This is a genomic window from Spiroplasma endosymbiont of Melanargia galathea (assembly GCF_964031075.1).
Classification (GTDB): Bacteria; Bacillota_I; Bacilli_A; order Mycoplasmatales; family Mycoplasmataceae; genus Spiroplasma_A; species Spiroplasma_A apis.
The window spans coordinates 582310-595840 of record NZ_OZ035000.1 but is presented as its reverse complement, the minus strand read 5'-3'; the positions used below and the strand labels follow the sequence as shown (position 1 = coordinate 595840).

General features: G+C 27.8%; 10 protein-coding genes. 3 read left to right on the top strand and 7 right to left on the bottom strand.

The window, feature by feature from the left end; translation table 4 throughout:
• Positions 1-27: 27 nt before the first annotated feature.
• The 6 genes from scm1 to udk form a co-directional block, all read right to left on the bottom strand.
• Positions 28-1257, bottom strand: coding sequence for a motility-associated protein Scm1 (scm1, locus tag AAHM92_RS02605; RefSeq protein ID WP_500221730.1), 1230 nt, complete (start codon positions 1255-1257; stop codon positions 28-30).
• Between the two features lie 41 nt (positions 1258-1298).
• Positions 1299-3497: an SF1B family DNA helicase RecD2 gene (gene recD2, locus AAHM92_RS02600; RefSeq protein ID WP_500221728.1), complete on the bottom strand. Its 2199-nt coding sequence runs from the start codon at positions 3495-3497 to the stop codon at positions 1299-1301.
• A 72-nt stretch (positions 3498-3569) separates the two neighbouring features.
• Positions 3570-6194, bottom strand: a complete 2625-nt coding sequence (parC, locus tag AAHM92_RS02595) for a DNA topoisomerase IV subunit A (protein ID WP_500221726.1) — start codon at positions 6192-6194, stop codon at positions 3570-3572.
• 11 nt (positions 6195-6205) lie between these two features.
• Positions 6206-7177, bottom strand: coding sequence for a hypothetical protein (locus AAHM92_RS02590; protein WP_500221724.1), 972 nt, complete (start codon positions 7175-7177; stop codon positions 6206-6208).
• Between the two features lie 28 nt (positions 7178-7205).
• Positions 7206-9146, bottom strand: a complete 1941-nt coding sequence (gene parE / locus AAHM92_RS02585) for a DNA topoisomerase IV subunit B (RefSeq protein WP_023789412.1) — start codon at positions 9144-9146, stop codon at positions 7206-7208.
• Positions 9147-9408: 262 nt separating this feature from the next.
• Positions 9409-10050: a uridine kinase gene (gene udk, locus AAHM92_RS02580; protein WP_500221722.1), complete on the bottom strand. Its 642-nt coding sequence runs from the start codon at positions 10048-10050 to the stop codon at positions 9409-9411.
• A gap of 191 nt (positions 10051-10241) precedes the next feature.
• On the opposite strand from udk, the gene AAHM92_RS02575 reads away from it, so the two are divergent.
• From AAHM92_RS02575 to AAHM92_RS02565, 3 genes are all read left to right on the top strand, one after another.
• Positions 10242-10844: an FMN-dependent NADH-azoreductase gene (locus AAHM92_RS02575; RefSeq protein WP_500221720.1), complete on the top strand. Its 603-nt coding sequence runs from the start codon at positions 10242-10244 to the stop codon at positions 10842-10844.
• A gap of 77 nt (positions 10845-10921) precedes the next feature.
• On the top strand, positions 10922-11884 hold the full coding sequence (locus tag AAHM92_RS02570) for a GMP reductase (RefSeq protein ID WP_500221718.1): 963 nt from the start codon (positions 10922-10924) through the stop codon (positions 11882-11884).
• 82 nt (positions 11885-11966) lie between these two features.
• Positions 11967-12146 (top strand): hypothetical protein, encoded by a 180-nt coding sequence (locus AAHM92_RS02565; RefSeq protein ID WP_023789404.1) that lies wholly within the window; start codon positions 11967-11969, stop codon positions 12144-12146.
• Between the two features lie 63 nt (positions 12147-12209).
• Here AAHM92_RS02565 and AAHM92_RS02560 read toward each other — a convergent pair whose 3' ends face one another.
• Entirely contained in the window at positions 12210-13523 is a 1314-nt protein-coding gene (locus AAHM92_RS02560) for a hypothetical protein (protein WP_500221716.1), read from the bottom strand.
• Between the last annotated feature and the right edge of the window lie 8 nt (positions 13524-13531).

Sequence of the window (13531 nt, the reverse complement as noted above, 5' to 3'; positions counted from 1 at the left end):
CCGTTATTAAATAAAAAAAATCTTTTTTTAAGATTTTCATTTAATGAACCCAAAAACAGATGCGGTTGAGAATGATATTAATACTAATGGCCAAGATGTCATTAACCATGTCGGCGCTGCAATCTCTTCTCTAAATAAAGTTCAAATAGTTAATTGTATAATTGTTGTTACAGTTCATAATATTATCAATTGATTAAACATCAATTTATTATAGTTAAAACGTTTTATATTTATTGCCATAATCCACCCTACTAAAATAGGAGTTAATGCGAAAGGCATAATTACAATACTTAAAACTGCAATAGTTATTTGTGTTGGACTTTTATATGGGTGTACTAACCCTGGTAAAATCATTGTTAATATGTAAGTTATAATCAAAAATCAAAATCAAGTATTTTTTAATATCATGCTTTTGAATTCTCTTTTAGAATCTATTCTAACGTTTCCGAGTCATCCTGTGAATTTTGACATACCATTATTTCTTGTTGAAATAAAAGTTGCTGCTCACATAGTTGAAAATATTATCAAAGAAGATAGTGATATTGGTAATAAGATTACGATAAATACAAGAGATGCTTGTAAAAGATTTAAAGAAACATTACCATTATAAGTATTATTAATTTCGTTAATACCATTAGCTAGCAAACTACTTAATCCATTTTGGAAATGATATCTTATTATTGTTAAGTAAGTAAAACTATTCTTTAAGTTAGATGAAAAATAATTTTTATCTAGACTGTTTCATATCTTATTAACATTTTCTAATTGGTTTAATTGTCCTTCCAACAAAGAAATGGTTATCAAACCAACAATAGCTATAAAAATAAAGATTCCAAAAGATATATACATACCATATTTACCAACAGTTTTGATTGCGTCATATTTGTATTGTCTTTTTATTTTTTCTATTATTGTTAGAAATACTGAAATTGATAGTAAAAATCCTAAAATAATACCTAACATTGGTAGTAAAAAAGACCACATAACAGCAATAAATACTAGTAATGATGAATGAACTTTGATCATTGTTGGAAGCCCTTCCAATCCAAAAACAAAATACGCTAAATCTACTGGGTTTTTAAGATTGTTTTTTACACGTGTAAAATATTCTTTGCCTTCATGACCTAAAAACTTCATTATATTATCGATTTCATTAGAAATGTTCACTTTATTATTTAAAACTAAAGAAATGATAAGAAATGTTAGAAAAGTAATGGCAAATGAAGATGTTATTATTATTAATGTTTTATGCTTCATAATTTGACCTCTTTAAATATTATATAATGTTTGATTTGTAATTAATTTATAATTTTCTCTTTTAAAGTTGATTTTCGGTGATTCATTTCTCTTGAACAAGCTCTCAAAAATAACTCTTTATTTGATAGGATAAATAAATTTTTCTTGGCTCTAGTTATGGCAGTGTAAATCATTTTTTTATTTGTAAAGAAGTTAGTAGACTTATTTGTGTCATCTAATACTAAAATTACTGTATTATATTCACTCCCTTGAGTCTTATGAATACTACAAGCATAATTTAAATTGATTTTAGAAAAACCCTCAGGTTTAAAGAATTTTGATCTAGTATTGAAATTTATGTAACCATATTCTAGTTTTTTATTATCGAAAGTTAATTTTTCTATGAAACCTACATCTCCATTTGATAGCTCTAATTTAGGGTCGTTTTCAATATACATTACTTTATCATTTTTTCTATATTCATATGCACCACGTTTATAAACATTCTCGTGTAGACGAGATGGATTTACGAGTTCTTGAATTTCTTCATTCAAATTAATGATCCCCAAGTTATTTTTGTACATTGGTGCCACAATTTGAATGTCTGTTAACTCATCTTCCAATATAAGTGGTCTATATTCTGAATAAATTTTTTTAATTTCACTTAAAAGAGCATCATTATTTTCATTAAAAATAAAATGTAGATTATCAGAATCAACAAAATCAAAGTTTCTTATAGTTGATTCTTTGATGGAGTTTGCCAAATTTATTATTTTATTTTCTTTACCTTCATGATTTGTTTGACGATTATTTTTTGTCAAAGTGATAATTTTGAACTTATTACTTTCAATTAAATCTTGAAAAAGGTTACCGTAATTTACACTTGGAAGTTGGTCAACATCACCAACAAGCACTAGTTTTTTTTCTATCATCACACCTTTTAATAGACAAGCGAACAGATGATTATCAATCATTGAACATTCATCAAGAATTACAAGGTCCTTGAATGTAGGATTTTTTTCATCTAAATCAAATTTATCGTTACCAGAGTACTTCAATAGTTTATGGATTGTAGTAGCTGAATAGCCTGATGCTTCTTTAATTCTACCAGCAGCTCTTCCTGTTGGAGCTGCTATCGCATAACTTTCTAGATTAAACATGATTTCATACATTTTAACTAATCCCATAATCACAGTTGTTTTACCAGTACCTGGCCCACCTGTAATTATAATTAGGTTGGAAGTATAGAAACTTTCTAATGCTTCAACTTGTTCCTCATTATATTTAAATCCTTCAATATTTAATGTATTTGAGATATGTTCTTCAACTTCGGTCAATATTTCATCAAAATTTTTATCACATTTATCAGATGGATATATTTCGTTTGTTTCATTAAGAATTTTTGCTATGTATTCTTCATCTTCAAAGCTTTCTTTTGTATACACCTTTTTATTTTGAAAGTATAATATTTTTTCTTGTTTTGCATACAATAATTTAGAGTCAATATTATTAATATCAGGAAAATGCTTAATAAGTTCTTTTCTAAGTGTTATTAAATCAGTATAAGTATCTCCTGTTTTAAAAAGTATGTTGGTTGTCAACATATTAGCTCATCAAGATATTCTTTTTTCACTATCGTAAGGTTCACCGAATGCCAAAGCTACTTTGTCTACCTCTTCAAATGGACTCAATCCGATGTTATTTGCATATTTGTAAAAATCATTTTTTAAGACTCATGACATCTCTTCTTTGTTTTCAAAATCCATTTGCAATCTGTTATAGAATTCAATTTTCAAATTATTGTTTAAAAAAGTATCTAAAATTGGGTTCTCATTGAAATTTTTTTTAACTACATCTTGAATTATTTGTGATTTTTCTTTAGTCATCCCTTTTACTAACATAAGATCATTTGGGTTATCAAGAATTTTTTTGAATACATCGTCTTTAAAGAAATCAAAAATATTTTTGGCAAGAGTTTTACCAATAGTTGGGAATAAAGATGAACTTAAATAATGTATTATTAAATCACTTGTAAGTTCTTTAACCTGTTTAACTGTTTCAACAACAAAACTTGTCTTATTCAATTTGTTGTTTATAAAAAGTTCTCCTTCTATTTCGTATATTATACCTAGTTTCATAATTGTAATAGGACCTGTGATAACAATAGATTTCTTTTCATTATCTATCAAGTTAAAAATGGCAACACCAAAATTATCGCTATTATATATAAATTTTTTTACTTTGCCTTTAAGTGTTTGCATATATTAATATTCTCCCATAGTTATTTAAATTAGTTACATTTATTTATAGAAAAAAAATACTCCCTGAGTATTTTAAATTAAATCATCAAAATCTATTTTTAAGTCTTGAGTTGAATCTTCTTTATTATCATCAGTTACTTTATTGTCAATAATATTCGATTTTTCTTCCTTAGAGTTTGTTTGTTCTGATTTTTGTTTTGCTTGTTTATTTTCTAAAGGTTTTTTTATAATATTTTCCTTAGGTTTTTCTTCGTCTGCTGATTTTGGAGGTAACGGTATATCATTGTTTTTTATGATAAATGATTTTTCCAGGGTTGTTGTTAAAATTTCATTCATGTCTAAGTCTTCTGGAACATCTTCTAGATCAGCGTATTTGAAAGTGTTTACATTTAATTGGGTAAGGTTATCTTCCTCATCTAAAATGTTTAAAATATCTTTTGAATTTACGTTATATAGGAATGTTGCAAACTCATCACGTTTTTTATTTCAAGGATATAACCTAATACCTCTTTTTGGTCTTGTCATTATAGGAACTAAATCTTGTTTAATTTTTTTAACATTTCCTTTATTTGTTAGGATCAAGATATCTCCTGAGTCAAATGCCTTCCCTGCAATTATGTCTTCATCCCTTACAACTGTTGATTTAACCCCTTTTGCATTAGGACCAGCACTTGGAATTTCAGAAATATCATATCTAACAGAAAAACCAGTTCTAGTTAACATAGTCACATATTTAGTTTTAGAAGTAACAAGTGATGCAGAAACCAATTCATCATCTTCTGCTAATTTCATTATTCTAAATGATTTTGAGAACATCTTTGTTTCTAAATCTTCAACAGGTGTTCGTTTGATCATCCCTTTTTTAGTGGCTAATAATATTTCTTGTTTTGCATTTTTATAATCTCTAACCACAAAAGCTGCTAAGATTTTTTCAGATTGACCACTTAATGTTGCTAATTTATTAAGGTGCATACCAATTTCTTTTCACTTACTTGGAATTATTTTATAAACAGGTATAGAATAGTAAGTCCCAGCACTTGATACTAATAAAATGAAATCTAAACTAGATGCTGGAAACTGTGATATTCAAATATCATTAGGTTTTCTTTTAAAGTCATCTGGAGAGAATTTTCCAAGTTGTGATTCCTCAATCGATTTTAGATATCCATCTTGTGAAACTCAAACTGTATAGTTCTTTTGAACAATTGTTTTTTTAATTTCAACATCGATATTTTCGATTTCATCTACAACTTCACTTCTTCTATCGACACCATAATTTTTCTTAGTGTCTTGCAATTGTTTGATAATTTCTGAATTTAAAACTTTGTTATCATTCAAAATTGCTTCGTATTGTGAAACTAATCCTATTAACTCTTCTTTTTCCTCATTAAGTTTTGTGATATCTGTTGAAGTCAAACGATATAATCTCAAATCAACGATTGCAATTGCTTGAACTTCACTGAATTGATATTTATTTACTAAATTTTGTATAGCATCAGTTCTGTTGGTTGATTCACGAATTATTTTAATCACTTCATCAAGAATTGAGATAGCTTTTATCAAACCTTCTATTATTTCAAGTCTTTTCTTTGCTTTATTTAAATCAAATTGTGTTTTTCTTGTAAATACTTCTTGGTAATGTTTAATGTAAGCATTAAGAATTCCAATAATTCCAAGTTGTTTAGGTTGTTTATCAACAATAACAACATTATTGTAATTATAAGAAACCTGTAATGGTGTATTTTTCAGTAAAAATTTTCGTGTTAATTCATAATCTGCTTTAGGAGATAATTCAATAACTATTCTTAAACCAGTTCTATCTGTTTCGTCTCTAACTTCTTTTACTTCTATTTGAGGGTTAGCATCTACAACGTCACCAATTTTTCTAACTAAATCTTGTTTTACGATTTCATAGGGAATTTCATCAATCACAATTGCATTTTCCTCTTGATGCATTTTTGATTGTAAAATTATTCTCCCTTTTCCGGTTTCAAAAGCATTTAAAATACCTTCTTTACCCATAACAATTGCCCCTGTAGGAAAATCAGGACCTTTAATAATTTTTGCAATATCAGTGATTTTAGCTTTTTTGTTTTTAATTAAGAATATAGTGGCATCAATAATTTCATTGATATTATGTGGAGGCATATTTGTAGCATAACCAGCAGCAATTCCAGTAGCACCGTTAACCAAGATATTTGGAAAGTATCCTGGTAAAACTGTTGGTTCTTTTTCAGAATCATCAAAGTTTGGTGCAAACAAAACTGTATCTTTTTGAAGGTCATTTAATAATAAACTAGCTGTTTTTGACAATCTTGATTCAGTATAACGCATTGCGGCAGCGCCATCACCATCAATTGAACCATTATTACCGTGCATATCAACTAACGGTATATTTAATTTTCAATGTTGACTCATACGAACTAATGCATCATATACTGATGTATCACTGTGTGGATGATATTTACCAATAACATCACCAACAATACGAGCAGATTTTTTATAAGGCTTGTCATGCGTTAAATTTATTTCATTCATCGCATATAAGACACGTCTTTGAACTGGTTTTAGTCCATCTCTGACATCTGGTAATGCCCTTTCTTGAATAATGTATTTAGCATATCGTCCAAAACGATCACCCATCAAGTCTTCCAATGAATAATTCAATATTCCTTTTTCATTTTTATTGTCAGCCATAATTGTCTCCTTTAGTTAATTTCAAAATTTATCTCTGATATATCATTGTTTAAAAAATCCATTATATTTAAATTTTGCATAGTATTTCTACCCTCAGTTGTTAAAATTCATAATTTAGTTATCTTATCTTGGACATACATTCTTGGGTCATTTTTCGATATTAAATCTCTTGCTATCTCGATCATTTGTAATGAGATATCTTCAACAAGACCGATGTAGTTATACATGTTTTCTACTTCCGATGCGATTGTCTTGTTAACTTTTAAGTTATTTTCATTAATTTTATTGTACTCTTCAATTTCTAGTCCGAAGTCAGTTGTTACAAAAGATTCAAAATAAATAGTATCGTTATCTTCTTTATAAAAACAAATACACCTAGGAATTCCTTCTATCTTACGTAATCTGGTTTCAATATCAATAATTTTATTGATTTTTTCTTTGCTTTTCTCACAAACTACATCAAGACTATCACCAATAATCTCAGATACTCTATCTTTTTCAATCAAAATGGATCTTAGATTAATGAAAATCCCAAAAATATCAATTCTTGTCGAAGCTATTTCTTTAGCAATTTCCTTTGATTTTAAAAGAACAGGTCCAGAGGTTGGATTTAAATAATATGAATCGGTGAACTCATCATATACCAAGATTCCTACTTGTGGTTTTGCTAATTCACGGGCCTTTTTCATAGATATTTTTGATTTTTCAATGAAACGGTTCATAGTTTTAATTAATCAATTAAACTCTTTATCGTTTTCAATATTAATCATTATAGATTGTTCACTTGAAGCGGAGGTTACTAAAAGTTGGTCTTCATCATCTGTATTTCTCATTTCAAAATAAAGTTTACCCTGATCAAATTGATGAGAAACACTAAAACTGTTGAAAATACCAAACCGTTTAATGTCTTTATTAATTTTGTTGTATTCCAAGAATTTCTCTAAAATTGCTTGCACCTTTTTTTCGTAACTTAGTTGCTCCAAGATGTATACCTCCGGAATAATATACTTATTATACTTCTACATATTCATTATTATCTTCTAGTGTAAATTTAACATTCTCTTCAATTCACTCTTTTCTTTTTTCTGCATTATCTCCCATCAATGTTCTAAAAGCATTTTCTGCAGCCAATGCATCATCAATTGTTACTAAAATTAATTTTCTTGATTCGGGGTCCATTGTAGTTTCTCAAAGTTGTATGGCATTCATTTCACCAAGACCTTTATATCTTTGAATTTCTACTTTTGTTTTTACCTTTTTCATATAATCAACTAATTCATCTTCTGTTCATAAATAAATGAATTTACTTTTGTTACTTGCTTGTGTGATTTTAAATAAAGGAGGCATTGCTATATAAATGTGTTTTTCTAAAATAAGTTCTTTCATATATCTATAAAAGAATGTTAACAATAATGTTTGAATGTGTGCTCCATCTGTATCGGCGTCCGTCATTAAAATTATTTTTCCATAATTAATATCTTCAACATCGAAATCACTTCCAATACCAGCCCCGATCGCGTTAATAATTGTAGTTATCTCTTCATTTTTTAATAAATCTACTAACTTTGTTTTTTCTGCATTTATTACTTTTCCTTTAAGTGGTAAAATCGCTTGAAATTTTCTATCTCTACCTGATTTTGCACTACCACCAGCTGAATCCCCCTCAACTAAGAATAGTTCATTAATTGCTTTGTTTTTCCCTTGAGCTGGTGTTAGTTTACCAAGCATTGTTTTTCCTTTTGTTTTTGTTTTTTGATCTCTTATAGCTTGTCTTGCTTTTCTTGCTTCTTCTCTTGCTTTTCTTGCTAAAAGAGCTTTTTCAATAATTGCAATTGCAATTGTTTTATTTTCTTGTAATCAGAAATTAAAACTTTGTTCTGTTATTTTTTCACAAGCTTGTTTAGCTTCGCTAGTTCCTAATTTTCCTTTTGTTTGACCTTCATATTGAATTAAACTTTCAGGAATTTTAACTGTTACAACAGCAATTAATCCTTCTTTAATATCTGATGAATCTAATTTTTTGTCTTTTTCTTTAATTAAACTATGACTTTTTGCATATTCGTTAAGTGATTTTATTAACCCAGACCTAAAACCTGTAATATGTGTACCACCATCACTTGTTTTAACGTTGTTAGCAAATCCAAGAACTGTTTCTGAGAAATCATCTGAATATGTAAGAGCTATTTCAACATCAATGTCAAGTTCGCTTCCTTTTATTATAATTGGATTACACAAGGTTTTTTGTTGACCTTTTAATTCATTTACAAACTCAATTAATCCGTTTTCGTACTTGTATTCAACATACTTCGTACTTCTTTCGTCTTTAAGAGTAAGTTTTAGTCCTGAATTAAGTAATGCTGATTCTTTCAATCTTTCTGATATAGTTGAAAAAGAGAATTTTGTTGTAGAGAATATCGTTTCATCTGGTGTAAAATTAACCATTGTACCAGTAGTTTTAGATGTTCCTACTTGTTTTAGAGGTTGAGATAGTTTACCACCCTTAGAAAATTTAATTTTTGATATTACGCCATCTCTATAAATTGTTACTTTAAACTTACTTGATAAAGCGTTTACAACTGATGAACCAACACCATGTAAACCACCAGAAGTTTTGTAACCATCGCCCCCAAATTTACCACCAGCATGAAGCACGGAGAAAATTATTTCAGGAGTTGATTTATTGGTTCCTTTATACATTCCAATTGGAACACCACGACCATTATCTTTAACTGTGATTGAACCATCTTTTTCAAGAGTTACATTTATTTCTGTACATACACCTGCTAATGCCTCATCAATTGAGTTATCAACTATTTCTCATACTAAATGATGTAATCCTTTTACATCTGTTGAACCAATGTACATTCCAGGTCTTTTTCTGACCGCATCTAAACCTTCTAAAACTTGAATGCTATCTTCTGTATATAATAAATCTTTTTTTGTCTCTGCCATTTTTTAAAACTCCGTTAATTTAGTTAATAAATTAAATATAACACAAAAAATTTATAAATGCTAAAAATTAAAAAAATGCGATTAAATCTTACTTTTTCTTAAAAAAACCGCTAAATTTAATAAAAAAACATTGATTTTCAAGTGATTTAAGAATACTTTTTAGGTTTTTTAATCGGAAAAATCAAAATACAACAAGTTTTTTAGACAACTCAAATTAAAAAAACATCTTAATAGATGCTTTTAATATGACTTTTTATTTCAATTACTTTAAATTTCTTTTATTTTTTCTACATATACTTCTTATTTTCGTTGCAATCATATCAATAGCGATATAATTTCCTTCGTAATAAGGAATTATTATATCTGCAAAATCAATAGAAGTCTCCACAAAGTGCTTATACATTGGACGAACTGTTGTTAAATATTGGTTAACAATATCATCAAGTTCCCTACCGCGTTCTTTAACATCTCTAATCATTCTTCTAATAAACCTGATATCGTCATCAGTTCTGATGAATATTTTTATATCTGCTCTCTTTCTTAGCTCTTCGATATGTAAAGCTAAAATACCATCTAAAATAATCACATCACTTGAGTTGATTATTCTGGTTTTTCCTGATTGAGAATGTGTTGTAAAATCATAAATTGGAACATCTACACTTTTACCTTCTTTTAATTCATCCAAATGTTTGCATAATAATTCTATATCAATTGAATTTGGATGATCAAAATTGAGATTACTACGTTCTTTTTTGGATAAATTACTATAATCCTTGTAATAACTATCCATACAAATTCTAACTACAGATTCTTTATCTAATATTTCATCGGCTATTTTTCTAGAAACAGTAGATTTTCCGCTAGCACTTCCACCAGCAATTAAAATTATTGTGACTTTTCTCATAAGTTTCTCCACAATATAGTTTAGCAAAAAAAATATTAAAATGTTAAACTAATGTTGCAAAGGTTATGAAAATCACCAGGTCACATGACTTTTGGGATTTAATGCCTTATTGTATGGTCATTTTCTATTTGTAAATAAAATAAATTTTTCTATAAATAAGTTATAAAATAGTTACAAAGGAAGAGGTAAATATGTCAAAAAAAGTATTAGTAATTTCTGGTACAGTAAGTCCAGCTGATAAATCATATTCAATTGCTTTATCTGAAAAATTTATCGAAGAGTATTCTAAAATAAACAAAGAAGATGAAATTATTTATTTAGACTTGAATAAAGAAGCGATGGCTCAAAAAACTTTAACAAGAGATAATTTCAAAGAATTTTTTAATGAAGAAGATTCAATAAAATATATCAATCAATTAAAGTCAGTTGATAAAGTAATCATTTCTAGTCCAATGAATAATTTTGCCGTTACTGCTATGATCAAAAACTATTTAGATCATATTTTGATGGCTGATCAAACTTTTTCGTATAAGTATGTTAAAAAAGGTGATGCTAAAGGTTTGTTGGAACACTTAAAAGTTCAAATCCTAACAACGCAAGGAGCTCCCTATGGTTGGTATCCATTTGGAGATCACACTGCTTATCTTAAAGGCACATGGGAATTTGTTGGGGCAAAAGTTAATGAACCAATATTATTCGCTGGTACTAAAGTTGAACCAATATCAAAACAAACACCAAAAGAAGCAATTGAAAGCATTTCTTCTAAGATAAAAGAAATTGCTGCCAAATTTTAACGAGTTTACTCGTTTTTTTATCTTTGGTTTATAAAAATAATTAATGTATAATTTTTTAGGAATGGAGATATTAATTTATGTACGCTTTTGATTATGAAGATATCCAGTTAATACCTAATTTATGTGTAGTTAACTCAAGAAGTGAATGTGACACATCGGTAAAACTAGGAAATCACACTTTTAAAATGCCTGTAGTACCCGCTAACATGGCATCAGTTATCAATGAGGAGTTATGTGTTTTATTAGCAAAAAATAACTTTTTTTATGTAATGCACAGATTTAATATAGATACTTTTGAATTTACTAAAAAAATGAAAAGTATGAGTTTGATAGCATCAATCTCTGTTGGTGTTAAAAAAGAAGATTATGAAATTATAAAAAGACTAGCAAAAGAAAACTTAATACCTGAATATATAACTATCGACATTGCTCATGGTCATTCTATCAATGTGAAAAAAATGATCGAGCATATTAGAGAATATATGCAAGATAAAACATTTATAATTGCAGGTAACGTAGGTACCCCACACGCTGTTAGAGACTTAGAGTATTGAGGAGCTGACGCCACTAAAGTCGGAGTTGGACCTGGAAAAGTTTGTATAACAAAACTTAAAACCGGTTTTGGAACTGGTGGTTGACAACTTGGAGCAATTAAATGATGTAGTAAGGCTGCCAATAAGCCTATAATTGCTGATGGTGGTTTAAGAGTAAACGGAGACATTGCTAAATCAATACGTTTCGGAGCTACTATGTGTATGATCGGTAGCCTATTCGCAGCTCATGAGGAATCTCCTGGTAAAAATGTTGAAATTGATGGCGTTTTATTTAAAGAATACTATGGTAGTGCCAGTGAGTATAATAAAGGTGAAAAACGTTATGTTGAAGGAAAAAAAGAACTTATTCAAGTAAGAGGAAAGTTATTGGAAACTTACAAAGAAATGAACGAGGACTTGCAATCATCAATTTCTTATTCTGGTGGAAAAGTTGTTAGTGATATTAAAAAAGTAGACTATGTAATTTTAAAAACAAGTAACTTTTAATAAACTATAGTACTATAAGTAATTATGAATGTAATTAATAACCTTTTACTATAAAATAAGATTGTAAAAGGAGATGTTATTTATGGAAAAATGTTTATTAAATGGTTGTGGAAAAGCAATCAATCAATTGAGCCCAAAAAGAGTATATAAATATGATGAGAATATTGAAGATGAAGTTGCTGTTCCAGTTTGTGATGAGTGCTATGATAATGATAAAAAAGAAGAAAATGATATCGATTGACTACACTCAGTAGAAGAATAATTAATTTACTAAATAGGTAATTATGTAAAAAATCGCTAATTAGCGATTTTTTTCTTTTTCCTATTAAAAAAAGTTGTTTCCTTTACTAAATCCTGCAAAGAACTTCATTTTGATATACTCTTGACCGATACTAGGATTTTCATAACGGAATTTATTTAAAGCAGAATATAATTGCTTATCTTCATTTTTTAATTTATCTCATCAATCTTTATTAAATAAAATATTGTCGCATAATATTAAAGAACAATTTGAAATAAAGGCAGTCTCATTTTTCAATTTACCTTTGATCTCTTCCATATATTGCTCAAAAAAACTAGAAAGTCTATCATCTTTTGAATCATAAACAATTGTTACATACGAATAATTATCATGATTCTTTAAATTTATTGTTGCTGCCCTATTTTTTATATAAATATTATTTACTGAATTTACAAGTAGATAATCTTTTGGACAAACTTGTGGCTGCAATATATCTGATATTTCAAATATTTCAGTTTGTGGAAGATTGAAAGTAAGCACCTTAAAAGTTGGTTTATTGTTAAATATATTTTCTATAAAACCTGTATATAAATTAATCAATGATTTAACATGGTTAGAAAGTTTTTTTAATTTATAAATTTCTAAAGCTTTGTAACCATCTTCTTTAATATTGTTAAAATTTTCAACAAACTCTTCTTTAGCTACTTCTAATTGAACTCTACTAATAAATAATCTGTAAAGGACTATTTTAAAATGTACTTTATAAATATCAACATTTTTAGAATTCTTATCTAACTCAATTTTTTTAATCTCGTTATCATGTTGTCTACACAGACCAAAAAATTGGAAATTATTGTCTGTTACTTCTGAAAAAAAGTTCTCACCCATTTTATAATTATTGTCGAACGGATTTACTTTATTTGTTGTTACCATAGGATTTTTATCAAAATTCAAATTGTATAATTTATTTTCTGTTGCTTTATTACTACAATCTTTAAAATTACACTTCTCTTTTTTAGCTAAATCATTGAAGTGTTGCGTAAATAAGTTACTTGAATAATTCAAATATGTTTCGTAGTCATTTTTTGATAATAGACTCTTAACAAAAGGAACGTACTTGCTACTTACAGATGACTTCATAGATTTTTTACAGCAATCTTTGAAAACTAAGGTACTCAAGCAATAGCAAAGTTCTTCGTTTTTAAATCTGAAGAAATCGATATCATTTGATTGCAAGAAATTAATATTATCATTATCTAAAAAATAATTTTCAAAAATAGAGTCTACAAATTTTTGTGCTTCCTCATTTGATATTTTATTATTTTTAATTGAGTCATAAATTGCGGTTCTGTCGACTAGAGTATTAAAATTTTTGTCTTCTTTTTCAAATTTTTTCACTATATATT